Annotated in this window: 21 protein-coding genes and 1 tRNA gene; 14 read left to right on the forward strand and 8 right to left on the reverse strand. The window is 64.9% G+C overall.

The window, feature by feature from the left end; translation table 11 throughout:
- Positions 1 to 60 precede the first annotated feature (60 nt).
- A complete protein-coding gene (locus P0Y59_06445; GenBank protein WEK01319.1) occupies positions 61 to 1,353 on the forward strand; it encodes a dicarboxylate/amino acid:cation symporter in 1,293 nt (430 codons plus the stop codon).
- 291 nt (positions 1,354 to 1,644) lie between these two features.
- Here P0Y59_06445 and P0Y59_06450 read toward each other — a convergent pair whose 3' ends face one another.
- The 3 genes from P0Y59_06450 to recA all read right to left on the reverse strand — a co-directional run bounded on the left by P0Y59_06450 (position 1,645) and on the right by recA (position 4,368).
- Positions 1,645 to 2,277 carry a glutathione S-transferase gene (locus tag P0Y59_06450; protein WEK01320.1) on the reverse strand — a complete coding sequence of 211 codons (633 nt, stop codon included), beginning with the start codon at positions 2,275 to 2,277 and terminating at the stop codon, positions 1,645 to 1,647.
- Positions 2,278 to 2,290: 13 nt separating this feature from the next.
- A complete protein-coding gene (locus P0Y59_06455) occupies positions 2,291 to 3,127 on the reverse strand; it encodes a methyltransferase domain-containing protein (protein ID WEK01321.1) in 837 nt (278 codons plus the stop codon).
- A gap of 182 nt (positions 3,128 to 3,309) precedes the next feature.
- Positions 3,310 to 4,368, reverse strand: a complete 1,059-nt coding sequence (gene recA, locus P0Y59_06460; protein WEK02514.1) for a recombinase RecA — start codon at positions 4,366 to 4,368, stop codon at positions 3,310 to 3,312.
- Between the two features lie 221 nt (positions 4,369 to 4,589).
- Between recA and P0Y59_06465 the strand changes: the two genes are divergently transcribed.
- Positions 4,590 to 5,603 (forward strand): adenosine deaminase, encoded by a 1,014-nt coding sequence (locus P0Y59_06465; GenBank protein ID WEK01322.1) that lies wholly within the window; start codon positions 4,590 to 4,592, stop codon positions 5,601 to 5,603.
- Complete coding sequence (locus P0Y59_06470) at positions 5,600 to 6,115, forward strand: phosphoribosyltransferase family protein (protein ID WEK01323.1); 516 nt, start codon at positions 5,600 to 5,602, stop codon at positions 6,113 to 6,115. Before P0Y59_06465 ends, P0Y59_06470 begins: the two co-directional genes overlap by 4 nt.
- On the opposite strand, the gene P0Y59_06475 is transcribed toward P0Y59_06470, so the two are convergent.
- The 4 genes from P0Y59_06475 to P0Y59_06490 form a co-directional block, all read right to left on the reverse strand.
- Positions 6,112 to 6,465, reverse strand: coding sequence for a response regulator (locus P0Y59_06475; GenBank protein WEK01324.1), 354 nt, complete (start codon positions 6,463 to 6,465; stop codon positions 6,112 to 6,114). The genes P0Y59_06470 and P0Y59_06475 overlap by 4 nt on opposite strands.
- Before the next feature lie 37 nt (positions 6,466 to 6,502).
- A complete protein-coding gene (locus tag P0Y59_06480) occupies positions 6,503 to 8,911 on the reverse strand; it encodes a response regulator (GenBank protein WEK01325.1) in 2,409 nt (802 codons plus the stop codon).
- Between the two features lie 103 nt (positions 8,912 to 9,014).
- Positions 9,015 to 9,581, reverse strand: a complete 567-nt coding sequence (locus tag P0Y59_06485) for a DUF2062 domain-containing protein (protein ID WEK02515.1) — start codon at positions 9,579 to 9,581, stop codon at positions 9,015 to 9,017.
- Positions 9,574 to 10,056: an SsrA-binding protein gene (locus tag P0Y59_06490; GenBank protein WEK01326.1), complete on the reverse strand. Its 483-nt coding sequence runs from the start codon at positions 10,054 to 10,056 to the stop codon at positions 9,574 to 9,576. The genes P0Y59_06485 and P0Y59_06490 overlap by 8 nt, the downstream gene beginning before the upstream one ends.
- A gap of 222 nt (positions 10,057 to 10,278) precedes the next feature.
- Here P0Y59_06490 and P0Y59_06495 point away from each other — a divergent pair, with 222 nt between their 5' ends.
- Positions 10,279 to 11,130, forward strand: coding sequence for a CmcJ/NvfI family oxidoreductase (locus tag P0Y59_06495; GenBank protein ID WEK01327.1), 852 nt, complete (start codon positions 10,279 to 10,281; stop codon positions 11,128 to 11,130).
- Between the two features lie 10 nt (positions 11,131 to 11,140).
- A complete protein-coding gene (locus P0Y59_06500; protein ID WEK01328.1) occupies positions 11,141 to 12,235 on the forward strand; it encodes an acyltransferase in 1,095 nt (364 codons plus the stop codon).
- 31 nt (positions 12,236 to 12,266) lie between these two features.
- On the opposite strand, the gene mutL is transcribed toward P0Y59_06500, so the two are convergent.
- The gene (gene mutL, locus P0Y59_06505) at positions 12,267 to 14,039 is read right to left on the reverse strand and encodes a DNA mismatch repair endonuclease MutL (protein ID WEK01329.1); all 1,773 of its coding nucleotides are present in this window, start codon (positions 14,037 to 14,039) and stop codon (positions 12,267 to 12,269) included.
- 157 nt (positions 14,040 to 14,196) lie between these two features.
- Here mutL and P0Y59_06510 point away from each other — a divergent pair, with 157 nt between their 5' ends.
- From P0Y59_06510 to P0Y59_06550, 9 genes are all read left to right on the forward strand, one after another.
- On the forward strand, positions 14,197 to 15,243 hold the full coding sequence (locus tag P0Y59_06510) for a rod shape-determining protein (GenBank protein WEK01330.1): 1,047 nt from the start codon (positions 14,197 to 14,199) through the stop codon (positions 15,241 to 15,243).
- 57 nt (positions 15,244 to 15,300) lie between these two features.
- Positions 15,301 to 16,173, forward strand: a complete 873-nt coding sequence (locus P0Y59_06515; GenBank protein WEK01331.1) for a rod shape-determining protein MreC — start codon at positions 15,301 to 15,303, stop codon at positions 16,171 to 16,173.
- The gene (gene mreD, locus P0Y59_06520; protein ID WEK01332.1) at positions 16,170 to 16,682 is read left to right on the forward strand and encodes a rod shape-determining protein MreD; all 513 of its coding nucleotides are present in this window, start codon (positions 16,170 to 16,172) and stop codon (positions 16,680 to 16,682) included. Before P0Y59_06515 ends, mreD begins: the two co-directional genes overlap by 4 nt.
- Complete coding sequence (mrdA, locus tag P0Y59_06525) at positions 16,679 to 18,763, forward strand: penicillin-binding protein 2 (GenBank protein ID WEK01333.1); 2,085 nt, start codon at positions 16,679 to 16,681, stop codon at positions 18,761 to 18,763. Before mreD ends, mrdA begins: the two co-directional genes overlap by 4 nt.
- Positions 18,760 to 19,872, forward strand: a complete 1,113-nt coding sequence (gene rodA, locus P0Y59_06530; GenBank protein ID WEK01334.1) for a rod shape-determining protein RodA — start codon at positions 18,760 to 18,762, stop codon at positions 19,870 to 19,872. Before mrdA ends, rodA begins: the two co-directional genes overlap by 4 nt.
- A gap of 121 nt (positions 19,873 to 19,993) precedes the next feature.
- A tRNA-Lys gene (locus P0Y59_06535) sits at positions 19,994 to 20,069 on the forward strand.
- 245 nt (positions 20,070 to 20,314) lie between these two features.
- Complete coding sequence (locus P0Y59_06540) at positions 20,315 to 20,869, forward strand: tail fiber protein (protein WEK01335.1); 555 nt, start codon at positions 20,315 to 20,317, stop codon at positions 20,867 to 20,869.
- A 22-nt stretch (positions 20,870 to 20,891) separates the two neighbouring features.
- Positions 20,892 to 21,416: a tail fiber protein gene (locus tag P0Y59_06545; protein WEK01336.1), complete on the forward strand. Its 525-nt coding sequence runs from the start codon at positions 20,892 to 20,894 to the stop codon at positions 21,414 to 21,416.
- Between the two features lie 14 nt (positions 21,417 to 21,430).
- On the forward strand, positions 21,431 to 22,015 hold the full coding sequence (locus tag P0Y59_06550) for a tail fiber protein (GenBank protein ID WEK01337.1): 585 nt from the start codon (positions 21,431 to 21,433) through the stop codon (positions 22,013 to 22,015).
- The last annotated feature ends 151 nt before the right edge of the window (positions 22,016 to 22,166 follow it).

Below are 22,166 nucleotides of genomic sequence, written 5' to 3' on the forward strand. Positions count from 1 at the left end.
GCGCTTGACCGCGCGGCCGCAATCCCCTTCCCTGCCGCGCAAATCTCCGGGGACATCTTCATGGCCAAGCGCCTTACGCTCTACATCGTTATCGGCCTGGTGCTTGGGCTCGTCGTCGGCTGGGGTCTGCATCTCGCGATAGACGACAACACCCCGGCCTCCGCGGCCGCACTGGAAAAGATCGCCGGCTATTTCTCGATCGTCACGACGCTCTTCCTGCGGCTGATCAAGATGATCATCGCGCCACTGGTCTTCTCGACGCTTGTCGTCGGCATCGCGCATATGGGGGATACCGGCGCGCTGGGCCGTGTCGGCCTTCGCTCGCTCGCCTGGTTCATCTGTGCAAGCCTGTTGTCGCTGACGCTGGGGCTCATCCTGGTCAACATCCTGCAACCCGGTGTCGGCCTCGGCCTGCCGATCCCGCCCGTCAATGCGGATGCAGGCATCGTGAAGACCGGCTTCAACCTGAAGGATTTCGTTACCCACGTCGTCCCGTCCTCGATGATCGAGGCGATGTCGACCAACGAGATCATCCAGATCGTGGTCTTCTCCGTCTTCGTCGGCGTCGCGATCACGGCGGTCGGCGACAAGGCGGCCCCTCTGGTCCGCGCGCTGGAGGGGCTGGTCGCGGTGATGCTGCAGATCACCAACTATGTGATGCGCTTCGCCCCGTTCGCCGTGTTCGCCGCGGTCGCCAGTACGCTCGCCGAACGCGGACCCGGCGTGCTCGCCGATCTCGGCTATTTCATCCTCTCCTTCTATATCGCGCTCCTGCTGCTCTGGCTGCTGCTGATCGGGCTCGGCTACCTCTTCATCGGCAAGCGGACCTCGCTGCTGGTACGCTATATCCGCGATCCCCTGATCCTCGCCTTCACGACCGCCTCGTCAGAGGCAGCCTATCCCCGCACCCTCGAGGCGCTCGACCGGTTCGGCGTGCCGCCGAAGATCGGCAGCTTCGTGTTGCCGCTCGGCTATTCGTTCAATCTCGACGGATCGATGATGTACATGACGTTCGCGTCGCTGTTCATCGCCCAGGCCTATGGCGTCCACCTCTCGCTCGGCGAGCAGATTACCATGCTGCTGGTGCTGATGGTCACGTCGAAGGGGATTGCCGGCGTCCCGCGCGCAAGCCTGGTGGTGATCGCGGCCACGCTGTCGCTGTTCAAGATCCCCGAGGCAGGGCTGCTGCTGATCCTCGCGGTCGACCATTTCCTCGACATGGGGCGTTCAGCCACCAACGTGGTCGGCAACGCCATCGCAGCAAGCGTGGTGGCGAAATGGGAGGGCGATCTCGACCCGATCGAGCCTGCCGACATCGATCCGCCACAGGCGCCATCGAAGGGCGTGCTTTAAAAAGCCCGAGGAAATTCCCTGTTCCGGGCCAGTAACAGGGAATTTCTTTTTTTATCCGGCTTGCAGCGGATTATTCGAATATTCCTGTTTAATATCAATTCAGTATAACAGATTCCCTGTTATCCGAGAACAGGGAATTCAGGCGCGGATAACAGGGAAAATTCAGCGCCGAACAGGGATATCTGCGGCGTATAGCGATGAGAAAGAGCCCGCCGGTTCCCGAGGGTTCCGCGCAGCCCCTATCCTGCAGCCAGCGTTCACCACATTGAATCAACCGAGCTCGATCAGCGCTCAGGCATAGGCATAGGGCCCGCCCTTTGCCAAAGCCGCCCGATAGGCCGGACGGGCGTGGATCCGGTCGAGCCAGGCGATGGTATGCGGCCGCGAGCCATCGAGCCCGGCACGGTTGCGCGCTGCCTCGAGCGGGAAGCTCATCATGATATCGGCACCGGTGATCTCCTCCCCCGCAAACCAGGGACGCTGAGCGAGTTCGGATTCGACATAGTCAAGATGCACGTCGATCATCGGCTGGATGCGCTTCGCCGCCTTCTTGCCGAGGAACGGGATACGATTGACGACGAGCAGCACGAGCAGGGGCGGCATCAGCGACCCTTCGGCATAATGCAGGAACTGGCGGTAACGGAGGACCGAATCGCGGTGCGGCAGCGGCCCGAGCCTCCCGTCGGCCTTCTCGACCAGATAATCGATGATCGCGCCGGTTTCCACGATCACCCGGCCGTCGTCGCTGTCCTCAATGACCGGCGATTTGCCGAGCGGATGGACCTTCTTCAACTCGGGCGGCGCGAGCATGGTCTGCTTGTTGCGCTCGTAGCGCTTGACCTCATACGGCATGCCCAGTTCCTCGAGCATCCACAGGACGCGCTGGGAGCGGGAGTTTTCGAGATGGTGGACGATGATCGTCACGGCAATCCTCTCTCTATCCGTCGTTATGCGCAGACCATAACCACGCCGCAGCCGGGAAATCCACGGCATCGTCGACATGGTGCCGCGCGATGACCGCCTCGACCCGATCAAGCATTGCCGCCCGCTCCCCGACCGGTGCCTGGCGAAGGATCGGCGCAACCGGCCCGATACGCTGGAACAGGCTCAATGCATCGGCAACCGGAGCGGCGCCCTCGCCAGCGCGATAGGAGAACTCGACTGGCCGGCAATCGATCCGCGACCATCCCGCCGCGGTCAGCAAAGCGCGAACGGCATCGGGATCTGCGAAGGCGAAAGGCCCGGGCACATAGCCGGTGGAGGGGGGCGGCAACTCCCCCTGGGCAGCGACGACAAGCTCCGTTGCCCAGGGATTGAGCGTGGTGGCCCTGAAACAGGAGAAGACGAGGCCAGCGTCCGGCACGGTTCCGCCGCGCAATGCCGATAAAGCGGCAACCGGATCGGGGAAGAACATCACTCCGTGACGCGAGACGAGCAGGTCGACCGGCGCCAGACCGGCGAGATGCTCTTCCGCCGGTCCACAGCGGAAAGAAAGATTGTCGAGCCCCTGGCCACGCCCGGTCGCGATCTCGACAAGGCTGGGCGATATATCCACCCCGACCACCTGCCTGCCGGGCAGCGCCCCGGCGATCGCCAGGCTGGTGGTGCCGGCACCACAGCCGATATCGACGATCGCCGCGCTGCCGGAGAGAGCCATATCGAGGATCGCGGCGTTCAACTGCGTCGCCAGCCCGGCAAAAATGCGATCAGTCCGGCGCCATTCGGCCGCCCAGACATCGCCTATCGACCCTGACCAGTCACTCGCGGTCGTCATGTTCTTTCTCCGCGCCGGGCGATCGTTCATGGGGCCGGCCCGAACAGCCCTATCCCGCGGTCGCCATGCAGGCTAGCGCTGCGGCGTTCCAAAAATTCCATGGCCCGAAATATGAAAGGCCCGCCAACGCAGGCGGGCCTTTCCGGGTTTTGCGACGGGAGAACGCCGCGTAAAATCAGCTCTCAGAGTTCGTCGTCGTCCTCGGCATCGGGACCGGCCATCATCTCTTCGGCCACCTTGTCGGTACGAGCCCGGATCGCCTTTTCGAGGCGATCGGCCATTTCGGGATTCTCTTTGAGGAAATTCTTCGAATTCTCGCGGCCCTGGCCGATGCGGACGCTGTCGTAGCTGAACCACGCGCCCGATTTCTCGACCAGCCCGGCCTTCACGCCGAGATCGAGGATCTCGCCGATCTTGGAAACGCCCTGGCCGTACATGATGTCGAACTCGACCTGCTTGAACGGCGGCGCGACCTTGTTCTTGACGACCTTCACCCGGGTGGTGTTGCCGATGATCTCCTCACGATCCTTGATCTGGCCGGTGCGGCGGATGTCGAGGCGGACCGAAGCATAGAATTTCAGCGCGTTGCCGCCCGTCGTCGTCTCCGGGTTGCCGTACATCACGCCGATCTTCATGCGGAGCTGGTTGATGAAGATCACCATGCAGCGCGAGCGGCTGATCGAGCCGGTCAGCTTGCGCAGCGACTGCGACATCAGGCGGGCCTGAAGACCGACATGGCTGTCGCCCATCTCGCCCTCGATCTCGGCACGGGGCACCAGGGCCGCGACCGAATCGACCACCAGCACGTCGATCGCGTTGGAGCGGACCAGCGTATCGACGATCTCGAGCGCCTGCTCGCCGGTGTCGGGCTGCGAGACGATCAGCTCGTCGATGTTGACGCCGAGCTTCTTGGCATAGACCGGATCGAGCGCATGCTCGGCATCGACGAATGCCGCGGTACCGCCGGTCTTCTGCGCCTCGGCGATGACGTGGAGCGCGAGTGTGGTCTTGCCCGAGCTTTCCGGCCCGTAGATCTCGATCACGCGGCCGCGCGGCAGGCCGCCGACGCCGAGCGCGATGTCGAGCCCGAGCGAGCCGGTCGAGATCGCCTCGACCTGCATGGTTTCCTTCGAGCCGAGCCGCATGGCCGACCCCTTGCCGAATGCGCGATCAATCTGTGCGAGTGCCGCGTCGAGTGCCTTGGCGCGCTCTGAGCTCGCCTTGTCGTTGGAGACTGCCATTTTGTTGTCGATGACCTTCAAAGATGCCGCCACTGGAGCCTCCGTCGCTAGACTGATCACATCGCGCGTTCAATGCGTGTTGGAAGTTCCGTATACGGTTTGTTCCAAAAGAACAAGAGTGGAACAATAATTTTGTTGGATCCGTGAAACGACCCGTTCCGGGGTGCGGCCCCTTCTCGTTCCGGCTTGCTCCCCGATCGTGCCCGCGCGATGAAGGAGAGATGACCGACCACGATTTTATTACCGGCTTGCCCAAGGCGGAACTCCATTTGCATATCGAGGGCAGCCTCGAACCCGAACTGATGTTCGCCCTGGCGCAGCGCAACAAGGTCGCGATCCCCTATGCGAGCGTCGAGGAGGTTCGCGCCGCCTACAGCTTCTCCCGGCTGCAGGATTTTCTCGACATCTATTATGCCGGCGCAAACGTGCTGCAGAAGCAGGAGGATTTTCGCGATCTCGCTGTCGCCTATTTCGATCGCGCCGCGGCCGACGGCGTCGCCCATGCCGAGATCATGTTCGATCCCCAGACCCATACCGATCGCGGCATCGCCTTCGGCACGGTGATCGAGGGCCTGCTCGCCGGCATGGCCGACGCGAACGCCCGGCACGGCATGACGTCGAAGCTGATCCTGTCCTTCCTGCGCCATCTCGACGAAGATGCCGCCTTCGCCACGCTGGCGGCGGCTGAACCGTGGCTCGACCGGATCGACGCCGTGGGGCTGGACTCGTCCGAGCTTGGCCATCCGCCCGAAAAATTCGCCCGCGTGTTCGCGGCTGCCCGCGCGAAAGGACTTCGGCTCGTCGCGCATGCCGGCGAGGAAGGACCGCCCGACTATGTCCACCAGGCGCTCGACCTGCTCGAGATCGACCGGCTCGACCATGGCAATCGCAGCCTCGAGGATCCCGTTCTCACCGCGCGGCTGGCGCGTACCGGCATGACGCTGACGGTATGCCCGCTTTCGAACCTGAAACTGTGCGTGGTCGACGACATGGCCAATCATCCAATCGACCGGATGATCAAGGCGGGGCTTCGCGCCACGATCAATTCGGACGATCCGGCCTATTTCGGCGGTTATATCGCCGACAATTACCGGGCGGCGGCCTCCGCGCGGGGGCTCGACCGCGACGATCTGGCGCTGCTCGCCCGCAACAGCTTTCTCGGTTCCTTCCTGCCCGACGACGCGGTGGCGGCGCATCTCGCCCGGCTCGATGCCTATGTGGAGGCAAGCCGATGACCGTTTTCACCGAGATACCGCACGAGGCGTTCGTCGCCGCCGTCCGCGCGCTTGCGACGCAACTGGCCGAGGACGACTGGAAACCGGACTTCATCATCGGTATCGGGCGCGGCGGCCTCGCCCCGGCCGTCTATCTCAGCCATGCCACCGGCATGCCGATGCTGTCGGTCGACTATTCGAGCCAGGTGAAGGATTTCGCCGACGAGCCGCTGGTCAGGCTCGCGCACCGCACCCAGGCGGGTGAAAGGCTGCTGTTCCTGGACGACATCAATGATTCGGGCCGCACCATCGGCCATCTGCGCGAAGTCCTGCGTACAGCCGGCGCGGTACCGGACAGTATTCGCTTCGCCACGTTGATCGACAACGCCAACTCGGCGCAAAGGGTCGAGTATCGCGCCCTCACGATCGACCGCACTGTCGACAAGGACTGGTTCGTCTTTCCCTGGGAAGCAGTGGCTCCCGCCCAGTCGCTGATCGAGGACGCGGCGGCAGTACCGGAACGGATCGCCTAACCGAGCGAGTCGAGCGCCCGTGATACCGCATCCATGGTGAAGGGCTTGGACAGCGTCGGCCGGCCGCGATAGGCCTCGGCCACGCTCTCGGCCGATCCGCCGGTCGCGAGCACGAACAGCACGCCCTTCGCGGCCAGGGCGTCGGCGATCGGCCAGCTCTTCTCCCCGCCGCGCAGGTTCACGTCGAGGATCGCCGCATCGATGCCGCCCGCCTCGACCAGTTTCAGCGCATCGGCGACGTTGTCGGCCGTGCCGGCCATGGTCTTGCCGAGGACGTCGAGAAAATCCTCGAGCATCATCGCGATCAGGGGCTCGTCTTCGACGATGAGGATGTTGGTCGGGGCGGTCATCATCGCCCCATAATCTCCGGCGCGTATCGCCGCCAAGTCATTTCGCCGCCAGCACGTCCCGCGCCGCCTCGGCAAGCTGCTGTACCGAGAAGGGCTTGGCGAGAAAGGTGACATTGTCGAGGTCGATCGACTTGCGCAACTGCTCCTCGGCATAGCCGGACATGAACAGGATCGGCAGGTCGGGGTAGCGCGAGCGGACCTGGCGAACCATGGTCGGCCCGTCCATCACCGGCATGACCACGTCGGAGATCAGCAGGTCGGGCCGCGCGCTCTTTGCCAGCACGTCGAGCGCGACCTCGCCATTTTCCGCGGTCAGCACCGTATAGCCCTGCCGGACCAGCGCGCGCTCGGCGACGGCGCGGACCATATCCTCGTCCTCGACCAGCAGGATCGTGCCGGTACCCCACAGGTCGGTCGGCTTGTCCCTGTTCCTGGCCGGGCTTGCCGGCTTGGCGGGCTGCGACGCGGTATGGACCGGGAGGTAGATGGTGAACACCGCCCCCTGCCCGCGCCCCTGTTCCCGGTTGTCGGCGAAGATATAGCCGCCCGATTGCTTGACGATGCCATAGACGGTGGAGAGGCCAAGCCCGGTCCCCTTGCCGACATCCTTGGTGGTGAAGAAGGGTTCGAAGATCTTGGGCAATATCTCGGGCGGGATGCCGCCACCGGTATCGGCCACCTCGAGCGCGATATAATCGGCGATCGGCAGGATGTCGGACCCCATCCGGCGAACGTCGGTCGCGGTCACCGACTTGGTCTGGATCGACAATTCGCCGCCACCGCGGGGGTCCTTCGCCAGCATCGCGTCGCGCGCATTGACCGCGAGGTTGACCACGACCTGTTCGAGCTGCCCCGGATCGGCGCGCACCGGGCCCAGGTTACGGCCATGCTTCACCGTCAGCGTCACCGTCTCGCCGAGCAGGCGCTTGAGCAGGTTGGAAACCTCCGAAATCACGTCCGGCAACTGCAATACCTGCGGCACCAGGGTCTGCTGGCGGGAAAAGGCGAGAAGCTGCCGGGTCAGGCTCGCGGCCCGGTTCGAATTGGCGCGGATCTGCTGGATGTCGTCATAATCGCTGTCGCCGGGCGAATGGCGCATCAGCATCAGGTCGCAATGCCCGATGATCGCGGTCAGGATATTGTTGAAGTCATGCGCGACGCCACCGGCAAGCTGGCCGACCGCCTGCATCTTGGTCGCCTGCGCCACCTCGCGCTTGAGCCGGGTCTCCTCGCTATTGTCCTTGAGGCTGAGCAGCACCGCCGCATCGCCCAGGCCGCGCGCGCCGGCGATCGACAGCGCGACCGGCTCCTCCGGATGATCCTTCAGACGCACCGCGAGATCGGTCGAATGAGTCGCCCCGTTCGCGAAACGCCGGATCGCGTCGGCGACCACCCCCTTGTCCTCGCGCACCAGCAGATCGCCGGGATAGAGCGGCGGCGCCGCCGCATCGACCTCCGCCGCGCGCGCGAACGCATCGTTCATCTGGAGAAAGCGACCGTCGCGATCGACCAGCGCCATGCCGAACGGCATCAGCGAGACGAGGCTACGGACATGCGCGCTGGCGCTCGCCCCGATCGCCGGCTCGCTGGCACCGCCCTCCTCATCAAGCAAGACGACCAGCATGGGCGCATCGTCGCCGTCGAGGAACGGGATCTGAAGGACTCGCAACGGGCTGCCGGTCAGCCCTTCGCGCTCGAACCGGACAAGGCCGTGACTGTCGGTGATCAGGAACCGGGCGAAGTCGCGGCCGGCAACCGCGCCTTCCTCATGCCCCATGGCGCGGGCGCGCAGTACGCGGTTCGCGGCACGTATCCGGCCGTCGGGCGCGATCAGGGCGGCCATGATCCCCGCCGCGGCAAGCCGGTCCCCGGTTGGTCCGCCGATCACGCCTTCGACGGTGGCGGCGAGGTCAAGCGCCTCGACGCCACGGAAACGCCAGACGAGCAGATCCTCGTCCGCCCCCGCCCGCTCGATCTCCGCCCTGAGCAGCGTGCCGCGTGCAATCAGCCGGGCAACCGAGGCAGCGCCGTCACGCCAGGCGGTGCGACCGGCGGCGCCAAGGAGGTCGATTCCCGCCTCATCCACCGGCAATGCCGGGGGAGTCGGGAAACCGGCGAATAGCGCCTCATACCGGTCGTTGGCGCATACCAGGCGTCCGGCGCGATCAGTGATCGCCACCGCCTCCGGGCTGCTAGCGGCCAGCGTCCGGGCAACGCTCCAGTCGGGTTCGATGCTTTCGGCACGTCCAGATGGGAACAGCCTGCGAAACAGGAGCAGCGATCCGAGGATCACCAGGGAAGTCGCCAGGAAGGCCGCGGCGACTGGCAGGTTGCGCAGCACCACCAAAATCAGCAGCGCCGCGGTCAACCCGCACGCAGCGGCGATCAACGCCGCGCCGCGCGCCGGCGAGAGCGCTGAGGCGGAGGATGCTGGAAGGCTTGCCATCCTGCCTCTCTTTGGCCGCGCTCAGGGACGCGTCAAGCTGCTTACAAGATGCGAACGCGCTGTATTGAGCTTGCGGCCGGTCAATGCCGAGGCCGCGAGCAGTTCACTGCTTCAGCCTGGCATGGGCCCGGCTGCGCCATTTGCGCGCGATCCACCAGCGCCAGCCGAGCGCCGCCGCCGCATACCCGACCACCGACAGGACCAGGGTGATGATGAACAGCCCGACGATCGTCGCGGGCCCGGCAGTCGACAGCAGCCAGTGAAGCCAGCTCGAATTCGCCGCGACCTGGGTTGCGATCGGGGCGCCCGGCACCTGCGCATCGAGATGCAGTGCCTGCTTCCCGATCCAATAGGCAGCCACCCACAGAAACGGCGTGGTGAAAGGGTTGGTGATGAAGGTCATCGCCGCGGCAACCGGGATATTGGCGCGGATCGGCAGGGCGAGCACCGCCGAGAAAGCAATCTGCGCGACCGGGAAGAGGATGCCGGTCACCATGCCGAGCGCTACGCCGCGCGGCACTGAACGGCGCGTGAACCGCCACAGGGCGGGGGCAAGGACACGGTGAGCGATCGGCCGCAACAGGCGGTTCTGCTCCATGCTCTCGCGCGTCGGCATGGTACGCTGCCACCAGGCGGCGACGCGCGTGAAAAGGCGTGGCCGCTCAGCCACGATCACGCATGATCCTCCCTTGCTCACGCTTCCAGTCGCGTTCCTTGATCGTCGCGCGCTTGTCGTGGTCCTTCTTGCCCTTCGCTAGCGCCAGCTCAACCTTCGCACGTCCCTTCGAATTGAAGTAGATCATCAGCGGCACGAGCGTCATGCCCTCGCGCGCCACCGCGCCGTGCATCTTGTTTATCTCGCGCTCGTGAAGGAGCAATTTACGCGGCCGCTTGGGCTCGTGGTTGAAGCGGTTGCCATGGCTGAATTCGGGAACGTTCGAATTGATCAGCCAGACCTGGCCGTCCTTCACCTCGGCATAGCTCTCCGCGATCGACCCGGTGCCGCTGCGCAGCGACTTCACCTCGGTGCCGGTCAGGGCGATTCCGGCCTCGTAAACGGTATCGATGGCATAATCGAACCGCGCCCGCCGGTTCTCGGCGACGATCTTGGTTTTCTCGAAGACGGGGGGCTTGGGACGGGACATGGGACGCGCGATGTAGGCGCTCCCCGCGCAGAACGAAAGCGGGGTTGGTGAGGATTCGGTCGAGTTGCCGGAGTAACCGATGTTTCAGCGAGGCAAGTCCACTGATAAAACATGAAAAGATGATACCACTTCCTCGGGGGACTTGTGGTTGTTCTTGTCACCATACCGACCTGAGCCTATCCGAAACGTCGGGCAGCGTTAAGCTGCCGGCGGGGCGAACTCATGTGGCTGAACAGACTCTGGAAAGTCCGAAAAGCTGCGCCCTCCACAATGGTTCGGGCACGCATAGGGTATCTCGCCGACGGATCTTCCCGTCCCCGCGCTGACCGCATCCAGCCGGAACGGTCACTTGTCCCCTTCGAGGACAGGGAACTCCCGATTCACGACATGCGCTACGCTGCCGACCCGGCCTCGCTGTCCGACGAAGGGTTCACGCTCGTCCGGCACGAAAGCCGCGTCGCCGACTTTACTGATGCCGCTGAAGTGGAAAAGGTCTATCTCGCCGAGGTCGAGGAGCTGGTGAGGCAGGCCAGCGGCGCAACCCGGGTGTTCGCACTTCCGCGCCCGGTCCTGCGGTCCAGCCGTCACACACCGGACGCGACCGGCATGATCACCGAGGTGCCGGCCCCGATCGCGCACACGGATTTTACCGATCGTTCGATCCAGGCAGCCGCAGCCACGGCGCTTGAACGGGCGGGCGCTACTGGCGCCGGCACAGACCGCTTCACGATCTACACCGTCTGGCGTTCGCTGCGCCCTCCTCCGCAGGACAGGCCGCTCGCCCTATGCGACATCCGCACGGTGGCGATGACTGACCTCGTGCGGGCGGATGCCGTCGGGAATCCGGGCAGTGCCGAAGTCGAATCGGAATTCTACCTGTTGAAAGCCAATAGCCGCCATCGCTGGTGCTATTATTCGGCCATGACACCCGACGAAGCGCTGATCTTTCGCCAGTCGGACTCACTGTCGGGCGAGCCGTCGGGGTGCCCGCATACCAGCTTCATTCATCCGGAGAGCCAGGGAGCTGTGCCTCGCCTGAGCATCGAAGCCCGCGCATGCGTGTTCCTTGACTGAAGGATCGGTCTTGCCGGCATCGGGCTCAACGGTGACGGGACAGGAATCCTTCGACCGTCATGAGGGTATGAGCGCCCTGCTCACTGTTCCAGACGCCCACCGGTTCCTGACGCTCGACGTCCTGCGCGGCATCGCCGCGATCAGCGTCCTTTTCGTCCATATCGGCTATCTCGGCGGCTATCGATGGCTGGCGCCACTTGGCTATCTCGCCGTCGATCTGTTCTTCATGATGAGCGGCCTGGTCATCGGCTATGCCTATGAACGCAAGCTGCTCGACGGCATGCGCTGGCGCAGCTTCATGGCCGTCCGGATCGCCCGCCTCTACCCCGCCCTGTTCCTTGGCGCCCTGATCGGCCTGGGTGTTCAGGTCACGCTGCACGGGACATCCGGCATTGGCTTGCATTCCCTCGGCCAGTTCTTCCTAGTGCCGGATTTCACCTCCCCGCTCCTGTTCCCGCTGAACGGCGTCATCTGGTCGCTCTTCCTCGAACTCATCGCCAATGCCGCGCATGCGGGTGCCGTGCGCAGGCTGTCCACATCGCGTCTCGCCATAGTGACGATAGCCTGCGGCATCGCCTGGGCCTGGATCGCCGGATCGACCGGCAATTGGGGCGGCGGCGGGAACTGGTCGACCCTCGCCGGTGGTTTCGCGCGCATCGGGTGGAGCTATGGTGCTGGTCTTCTGCTCTATCGGCTGATCGTCGCGGGACGCCTGAGGCCGCCCGCCTTCTCCGCCATCTGGCCGATCGCAACGACATTCTTCCTGCTGATGACGCCCCGCTTCGGCGCGATGGTCCCGCGGATCGGCGCGACGCTGTTCCTGCTGTTCCCGATCATCGTTCTGCTGGCGACACATGCCCGCCTGGCCACGGCCGCGATACGGCTCGCCAGATGGCTGGCGGCGTTGTCCTATCCGCTCTACGCCGTCCATTATCCCCTGCTGCTGGTTGCCGCGGACTTGATCGGCGCTCGTTCGGGGGCAATTGCGTTATGGGCCCTTACCGCGGTAGCCATCATGCTCTTCGCGACGATCGCCGCCTATCTTTATGAGGCGCCGGCGCGACAATGGCTGAGAAGCCGCCTCCGGCAACCGGCAGGAGTATAGCGCCGCCCGCCTCGGGCATGCGCATTGTCCCTCACTTCCGGCCGAACAGCTTCTCGATATCCGAGTGCTGCAGTTTCACCCAGGTCGGCCGGCCATGATTGCACTGGCCCGAATGGGGCGTGATCTCCATCTCGCGGAGCAACGCGTTCATCTCCGCCACCGACAGCACCCGCCCCGCCCGGACCGATCCGTGGCAGGCCATGGTCGCCGCAACATGATCGAGCCGCTCCTTGAGGCTGAGCGCCTCGTCGAACGCCGCCAGTTCGTCGGCGAGATCAGTAACGAGCCCGGTGACGTCGCTTTGCCCGAGCATTGCCGGCACGCTGCGCACCAGCATGGCGCGCGGGCCGAACCGCTCAAGATCCAGCCCGAACTCGGTCAGTTCCGCAGCGCGCGCTTCCAGGCGATCGCAGGCCGGCTCGTCAAGCTCGATCACTTCGGGCAGCAGCAACGCCTGCGCGGCGACGCCACCATGCGCCATCGCCTTGCGCATCCGTTCAAGCACCAGACGCTCATGGGCGGCATGCTGGTCGACCAACACCAGCCCGTCCTCGGCCTCGGCGACGATATAGGTCTTGGCGACCTGGCCCCGTGCGACACCCAGCGGGAAGGACACCGTCTCCGGCGGCGGCGCATAGGCCGGCTCGGCCCGCGCCATCGGCGGGGGGATGAAACCCTGACGACGTTCGAACACGGCGTGCTGGCCAGTCGCCGGACGGCTGTCCCATTGCCGGTCTTCCCAGAGCTGGGGCGAGACGGGCGTCATCGGCTCCTGCTGCCACGCCGCCAGCGCCGTCTCGCTTGGGCGCTGGACGCTACGATGCCCGGCTTCGTCCAGCGCGCGCTTCAGGCCGCTGACGATCATCCCGCGCACCATCGCCGGTTCGCGGAAACGCACCTCGGTCTTGGCCGGGTGCACGTTCACGTCGACCATGTCGGCCGGCACCTCAAGGAACAGGGCGACCACCGCGTGCCGGTCGCGGGCAAGCAGTTCGGCATAGGCGCCGCGAACCGCGCCGACGAGCAGCCGGTCCTTCACGGGGCGGCCGTTGACGAAGAGATATTGGTGATCGGCGATCCCTCGGTTGAAGGTGGGCAGGCCCGCAATCCCGCCGAGTTTCAGCCCCTCGCGTTCCAAATCGATCGGCACGCCATTGTCGATCAGTGCCCGGTCAGTGAACGCGGCGACCCGGTCAGGCAGGCTCTCGCCAGCACCGACTGATAGCGAACGCCGCCCGTCATGTTCCAGGCTGAAGGCGATGTCAGGCCGCGCCATTGCCAGCCGGCGAACCACATCGAGGCTCGCCGCATATTCCGATCGCGCCGATCGCAGGAACTTGCGCCGTGCCGGCACACGCTCGAACAGCGCGTCGACCCGCACCCGAGTGCCGGGGGGAATCGCCGCGGGCCCTTCCGACACGAGCGCCCCGTTATCGACGATCCGCGACCAGCCTTCAGCGCCCCGCACCCGGCTCTCCAGGGTCAGCCGCGCCACGCTCGCGATCGACGGCAACGCCTCGCCGCGAAATCCCAACGTCGCGACGTTTTCGATCGCTTCATCCGGCAGCTTGGAGGTCGCGTGCCGCTCCAGCGCAAGCGCCATGTCGGGGGGCGTCATGCCACACCCGTCATCGGTCACCTCGATCAGGTCGGTCCCGCCGCCAGCGAGACGAATCGCGATGCGGCGGGCGCCCGCGTCGATCGCGTTTTCGACCAGTTCCTTCAACGCGCTGGCGGGTCGTTCGACCACTTCACCGGCGGCGATACGATTGACGAGATGTTCGGGCAGGCGGCGTATTGACATGGGTGTGGCTCTAGCCCAAGCGACGGCATCCCGCGACCCGCATCTACTCGGCAAACTGAGCGTGGAATTTCCAGCTCTGGCCGGGCGTTCACAGGTGTTGGAAGTGGTAGTGCGAACTGCCGGACCGCAAAACGGCCGGCCTGGAACGGAACGATCAATGGCCTTCTTCTCGCGTTTCTTCAGACTCATGTCGCACGATATGGCGATCGACCTCGGAACCGCGAACACAGTGGTGTATCTGCGCGGACGCGGCATCGTCCTCAACGAACCGTCGGTGGTCGCGGTTGAAACGATCAACGGCGTGAAGCGCGTCAAGGCAGTGGGCGACGATGCCAAGCTGATGATGGGCAAGACCCCGGACAGCATCCAGGCGATCCGTCCGCTACGCGACGGCGTCATCGCCGACATCGATGTCGCCGAGCAGATGATCAAGCATTTCATCCACAAGGTGCATGGCGGGCAGCGCAGCTTCATGCGCTGGCCGCAGATCGTGATCTGCGTGCCGTCGGGCTCCACCTCGGTCGAACGCCGCGCGATCCGCGACGCAGCCTCGAACGCCGGCGCCTCGCAGGTCTGGCTGATCGAGGAGCCGATGGCCGCGGCGATCGGCGCCGACATGCCGGTGACCGAGCCGATCGGCTCGATGGTCGTCGATATCGGCGGCGGCACGACCGAAGTCGCTGTGCTGTCGCTGCGCGGCCTCGCCTACACCACCTCGGTCCGGGTCGGCGGCGACAAGATGGACGAGGCGATCGTCTCGTACGTCCGCCGCAACCACAACCTGCTGATCGGCGATTCGACCGCCGAGCGGATCAAGCAGGAAGTCGGCGTGGCGAAGCCGCCGCCAGACGGCATCGGCCTGACCATCCACGTCAAGGGACGCGACCTGGTCAACGGCGTGCCGAAGGAAATCCAGATCAACCAGGGCCAGATCGCCGAAGCGCTCTCGGAACCGGTCGGCCAGATCGTCGAGGGCGTCCGCATCGCGCTGGAGAACACCGCGCCGGAACTCGCCGCCGACATCGTCGACCAGGGCATCGTGCTCACCGGCGGCGGCGCGCTGCTGAAGGGCATCGACGAGGTGCTGCGCGACGAGACCGGCCTGCCCGTCACGATCGCCGACGATCCGCTGACCTGCGTTGCGCTTGGCACGGGCCGCGCGCTCGAGGATCCGGTATTCCGCGGTGTGCTGCACAGCGCGTGATCAGATGATGAAGTCCCGGTGCCGATAGGCGGTACCGGGCCTTCCTTGAGGGGGAATATGGCGCCGTCTCGTAACCGGCGCCCGGGTTTTTCGCGGCGGGCGCAATACAGCCTATTCCTGAGCTACGTGATCGCCGTTGCGGGTTCGCTCGTCGGCGCGGTGCTGCTTGCCCTGGCGACGCTCGACCCACCGGCTTTCGCCGCGTTGCGGGCGACCGTTGCCGAGGTGACCACTCCGGTCTCGTCAGGCGTCGCCGCGATCGGCCGGGGCATCGCCTCGATCCCTGCCTCGGTTTCCGACTATATCGGCGTTCGCAGGCAGAACGAGCAGCTCCGCAAGCAGCTCGCGGACAACCATGCCCTACTGATGCGTGCGCGGACGCTGTCCTACGACAATCGCCGCCTGAAGGCACTGCTGCAGCTCCGCGAGCGTTCGCCCGGCCCCGTGGTGGCGGCGCGTCTCGTCAGTTCCTCGGCATCGAGCACGCGGCGTTTCGCGGTGCTCAACGCTGGTGCCTGGCAGGGTGTGAAACCGGGCCAGCCAGTGCGCGGTCCCGAAGGACTGATCGGCCGGATTCTCGAAACCGGTCCGAATACGGCACGCGTCCTGCTCCTTTCCGATCCTGAGAGCATCGTTCCGGTACGCCGTACCCGGGACGGCCTGCCCGCCCTCGCCGCAGGGCGTGGCGACGGGTTGCTCGATATCCGGTCAGCCTCGCTCGCCAATGTGGGTTTCGAGCCCGGCGACATCTTCGTGACCTCGGGCACCGGTGGCATCTATTCGCCCAACATCCCCGTCGCACGCGTGTTGAAACGCGCCCGCGATACGGCGCTGGCCCGCACCTTCGCGCAGCCCGACACGCTCGATTTCGCGCTGGTCCAGCAGGCTTTCCTGTCGGTCGCACCGCCGGCGGCCCCGCAAAAGCCATGAGGCAGCCGACCCGCGGGCCTTTCGACGCCGCGCCCCCGCCCGCGGCGGCCCGGCTGTTGCCGCCCGCATCGGTGCTGCTGGCATCGCTCGCCACGACCTGGCCCTTCGTCGCGACCTTCCCCTTCCTGCCGCCGCTCGGGCTGATGGTGCTGCTCGGCTGGCGACTGACCAGGCCGGACGTGCTTCGAATCTGGGCGCCGCTGCCGCTTGGCTTCTTCGACGATCTGGTCAGCGGGCAGCCACTCGGCAGCGCGATGCTGCTCTGGACCCTGTGCTTCTTCATGATCGACCTGATCGACCAAAGGCTGGTGTTCCGGGATTTCTGGCAGGACTGGCTGATCGCATCCGGCGCGATCGGCTTCTGCCTCATCGTGGGACGTCTCGTCGCAGCCCCTATCGGCGCCCATGTCGATACCGTGTTATTACTCCAGATCGTGATCTCGACGATGCTTTTCCCCCTTGTGGCGCGGTTCTGCGCCTGGCTTGACCGCAAGCGCGAGGGCGCATGAACCAGCCGACCCGCGTGATTACCGAGGCGACGCAGACTTACAGCTTCTCGCGCCGCGCCCTGGTGTTGGGCGCCGGGCAGGCAGCGGTCGGCCTGCTGCTCGCCGGCCGAATGACCTGGCTCGCGGTGGCCGAGAACGAGCATTACAGCCTGCTCTCCGAGAGCAACCGCGTGAACATGACGCTGGTGCCGCCCCGGCGCGGCTGGATCGTCGATCGCAACGGCGTTCCGATCGCCAACAACCGAACCGACTTCCGTGTCGACATCATCCCCGACCGGTTGGAGAACAAGGATCGCACGCTCGGCTTGCTCCGCGATATCCTCAGCCTTCCGCCAGAGGCGATGGATCGGATCACGGCCGACCTGAAGCGCGCCGCGGGATTCCAGCCGGTGCAGGTCATCGAGAATCTCGATCTGGAGAAGTTCGCCGCGGTTAGCGTCCGCCTGCCCGAACTGCCCGGCGTGGCGCCCTCGCGCGGTTTCGCCCGCAGCTATCCCTCGGGCGCGGCGGTCGCGCATCTGACCGGTTATGTCGGCGCCGCGTCGGCCGAACAATATCAGAAGACCAAGGATCCTCTGATGGTCACCCCCGGCTTCAAGCTGGGCAAGGACGGCCTTGAAAAGACGCTCGAGCCGGAGCTGCGCGGTTCGCCCGGCGCGAAGCGCGTCGAGGTAACCGCCCGCGGCAAGCTGGTCCGCGAGCTCGCGACCCGGCCCGACGTACCCGGCAAGACCGCGCGGCTGACCATCGACGCGGGCCTGCAGGAATATGCCGCACGCCGCCTCGGCACCAATTCGGGCTCGGCGGTAGTGATCGACTGCCTGACCGGCGAGATGCTCGCGATGGTCTCGATGCCGGCATACGACCCGAACAGCTTCTCCGACGGGATCAGCCATCTCGAATGGAAGATGCTGTCTGACGATGATCACGTCCCGCTGATGAACAAGGTGCTGCAGGGCCTTTATCCGCCCGGCTCTACCGTGAAGCCGATGAACGCGCTTGCCCTGCTCGAAGCTGGCGTCCACCCGGACCAGTCGGTCAACTGCTCGGGTGCCCTGAAGGTCGGCAACGGCACCTTCCATTGCTGGAGGCGCGGCGGCCATGGGAGCGTCAACATGCGGCGTGGCGTCGCGCAGAGCTGCGACATCTATTTCTATCAGATGGCGCGCGACATCGGATATGACCGGATCGCGCCGATCGCCCGCAAGCTCGGCCTCGGCCAGAAATTCGATCTGCCCTTCAGCTCGCAGCGTTACGGCACCGTCCCCGATTCGGCGTGGAAGCTCCGGCGCTACAAGCAGAACTGGACGGTCGCCGACTCGCTAAACGCGTCGATCGGCCAGGGCTATGTTCTCGCCAATCCCCTTCAACTCGCGGTCATGGCGTCGCGCATCGCATCCGGACGCGCGCTTCAGCCGAGCATCCTGATGGACAAGGTGCATCCCGCCGCAGCGCTCGATGTCTCGCCCGAGCATCTTGAGATCGTCCGCGACGCGATGTTCGCGGTGGTGAACGACGGCGGCACCGGCGGCGCTTCACGCCTCCAGATCCCGGGCATGACCATCTCGGGCAAGACGGGCACCGCGCAGGTACGCCGCATCTCGATGGCTGAACGGCGCAGCGGCGTGCTCAATAACGCCTCCCTGCCCTTCAAGATGCGCGACCACGCACTCTTCATCTGCTTCGCGCCATCCGACAAGCCGCGTTATGCCGCAGCCGTGGTGCTCGAACACAACGCCCATCTCATCCGCAATCTCGATACGCCGATGATCGGGCGCGACATCCTGACCTATTTGCTCGACCGCGAGCGGGCTGTGGCGTCACTGGCCGAGGTCGAGCCGACCTGGGGTGGCGACATCAAGACCCGCATGACGGCGCAGGCCACCGCCTATCGCGCCGCCGCCAACGCGCCACCGCCGATGGTCGGTGCGGCGACGGAATTCAACGCCACCGCGGCCACCGACGCGCCGGCCGTGGAGGCTGCGACCAGCGCCGCCGACGCAAGCGCTGAGGCGCTGGCCAACGCCACACGGGCAGGGGCCGGGGTCGCCGAGACCGGTTCGACGGAGAGCGACCGATGAACGGGCTCAATTTCGTTCCGGAGCCGCTGGCCCAACTCCCCTGGAAGATCATCCTGCTGGTCATAGCGATCGGCACCTTCGGGCTGCTGGTGATGTATTCCGCCGCCGGGGGCAGCATACGCCCCTGGGCACTGCTTCAGGGCACCCGCTTCTTCATCTTCCTCGCCGGCGCCGTGGTGCTGTCCCGCGTGCGCGAATCGACGTGGCAGGCACTGGCGATCCCGGCCTATGTCGGGCTGATCGTCATGCTCATCCTTGTCGAACTGATCGGCGCGGTGCGCGGCGGCGGGCAGCGCTGGCTCGATCTCGGCATCATTCGCCTGCAACCGTCAGAACTGATGAAGGTGTTCATCGTGCTCGCGACCGCGCGTTTCTATCACGCGTTGCCGCCCAACGAGACCCGGCGCTTTACCGCGATCTGGCCCGCGGGGGTGCTGATCCTGATCCCGGCCGCCCTGGTCATGAAACAGCCGGATCTCGGCACTGCACTAATGATCGTCGTGGGCGGGACGACCGTGATGTTCCTCGCGGGCGTGCCTTTGCGATTGTTCATCGGTGCCGCGCTGGCGCTGGGCGCGGCGATCCCGCTTGCGGTGAACTTCGTTCTGCACGGCTATCAGCGCAACCGTATCCTGGTCTTCCTCGATCCCGAAAGCGATCCGCTCGGCATCGGCTATCACATCAGCCAGTCGAAGATCGCGATCGGGTCCGGCGGCATCTTCGGCAAGGGTTTCCTTAACGGTACGCAAAGCCATCTGGATTACCTGCCCGAAGGCCAAACCGACTTCGCGCTGGCGACGATGATGGAGGAATGGGGGCTTATCGGCGGCATATTGCTGATCGTCGCCTTCTTCATCATCATCCAGTGGGGCGTGATGGTCGCGTTGCGTGCGCAGACCCGCTTCGCCCGGTTGACCGCCGCAGGCATCGCGACGACGATCTTCTTCTACGTCGCGATCAACATGGCGATGGTGATGGGCCTTGCGCCGGTGGTGGGCGTTCCCCTCCCCCTGATCAGCTTCGGCGGATCGTCCCAGATGACGATCATGCTGTGCATCGGAATCCTGATGTCGATCGATCGCCAGAACCACCAGACGGTGCGCTGGTAGACGGGGCGAGCTTTTTTTTCCGTTGCGGGAAAAAAGGGTTTGCATCCGGCGGGCCTGATGCTAACCGGCGCCCTCCCCGATGCGGCGGCGCTTCCAACGCGCCACTTCAGCTGCCCGGTATGGACGCATAGCTCAGTTGGTAGAGCAGCTGACTCTTAATCAGCGGGTCCTTGGTTCGAGCCCAAGTGCGTCCACCATCCTTCATATCCGATCGTCGATGCCCCTGCATATGCATCCATTCCAGAGGTGTTTCCGCAGCCTCGAATGGTGGCACCCCCAGTCGCCGCGTGAATTGAATCCATTCTGATCGCAGTTGGCTGATTCCGCCTTCCGACCCTATCGACCTTGTCCGCGAACCATGGTTTTCTGGCACTTGCCCCTCGCGCCACGGCCTTCCCGGCCAGTCGCGGGAGGCATCGGGTTGACGGTCACGGGAACTGCTATGTCGGATAGTTGGCTAAGCGAAATTCGAATCTTTCCCTACGGCAAGATACCGACTGGATGGCATCTCTGCGACGGCACGATCATGCAGGTCACGGCGAATCAGGCATTGTTCGCCCTGCTGGGGAATCGGTATGGCGGCGATGGCCGGGTCACCTTCGGGCTGCCCGACATGCGCGGACGCGTGCCGATCCACTTGAATCCCGCTGATCCCACCTGCAATCAGGTCGGCATGGCAGGTGGGGCCGAAGGCGTGACGCTCACCGTCAATCAGATTCCCGCGCATAGCCATCTGGTCTCCGCCTTCAGCGCCAACGGGACCATTCCTATCCCGGTGAACGGCTATCCTTCGGCAGTAGCGCCCAACGGGACGGCCGGGACACCGTCGCCCCCGCAGATATATGGCCCAATACCCACCGGCACGGGCACGACCACGCTATTCAACACCGGGTCAGTCCTTGCCGAAGGCGGTGGACAGGCACATGAGAATCGCCAGCCGACCATGGCGATGAACTGGTGCATCTGCGTTTCGGGTTTCTTCCCATCCAGAAACTGAGCGGACAGCAAGGAACGCAATCATGGATCCCTATCTCGGCGAAATTCGCCTGTTTGCCAGCATTTACGCGCCACGTGGGTGGGCCCTGTGCGCAGGCCAACCACTGCCGATAACTGGTAACGAGGCTCTCTTCACACTAGTTGGCACGACCTATGGCGGTGACGGGAGGACTACGTTCAACCTTCCGGACCTCCGCGGGCTACTGGTCTGCGGGACGGGGCAGCCCCCCGGTTCACCCAACACATACACGTTGGGACAGTCCTTCGGCGTTGCGCAGGTCACGGTAACCGAGGCGCAGATGCCGCCACATACCCATTCGATCACGGCATCCACCCAGCCCGCGAACGCTCTCGTCCCGACAGGCAATGTCTTCGCGGCGCCAAGCAGCGTGCCGGAATACGTCAATTCCGGCGCGACCGGGTTCGTCGCCCGCAACTTGGCGGCGACCGCGCTTTCCAGCGAAGGGGGGAGCATGCCGCACGCCAACCTGATGCCGACAATGGCGGTGAACTACATCATCTGTATCCAGGGCATCTTTCCCGCCTGAAGGGGACCAATAAAATGAGCGATCCATTTATCGGCGAAGTTCGCGGCTGGGCGTGCACCTACGCTCCCCGAGGTTGGGCGCTGTGCAACGGCCAGCAGATGCCGATCGCCCAGGCACAGGCCCTTTTCGCCATCACCTCCAATCTCTACGGCCCTTACACGCAGCAGGTGTTCACGTTGCCCGATTTGCGAGGGCTTTCACCGATGGACGCGGGCAATCCCGCCCCAGCCTGGGTTGCGACGGGCTTGCCCTCCACCGTCGCAGTCGCCCAAAAACTTGGGACGAGCTCGGTCACACTGAACTACAGCCAGATGGCCAATCATACGCACCAGGCGGTCGCCGCGACGGCCCCCCCGGCTTCCATGACCGTGGCGCCAAGCTCGAACAGCTTTGTCTCACGACCGCTGATACCCCCGTCTACGAGCTTTCCTACGGGCGTTTCCTATAGCGCATGGACCAATAGCGGTTCACCCAACGTCGCGATGGCGCCTCAGTCAATCAGCGCGGTCGGTGGCGGTCAGAGCCACGAGAACCGACAACCCTTCATGACCTTCAATTTCTGCATCGCGCTTGAGGGCGTCTACCCGTCACGCAACTGATCGTCCGCCTCGTCGGCGCCTCTTTCAAGAGGCACCGACGGAGTGCCGAATACACGATATCGGACATGGTTTCCCGCGCCGGATCGGGTATTCGGTCGTGATGAAATCGGTGTCGCGTAAAGAGGTCGCGGAAATCGCTATTCCCGATCGG

It is taken from the genome of Candidatus Sphingomonas phytovorans (assembly GCA_029202385.1).
GTDB classification, from domain to species: domain Bacteria; phylum Pseudomonadota; class Alphaproteobacteria; order Sphingomonadales; family Sphingomonadaceae; genus Sphingomonas; species Sphingomonas phytovorans.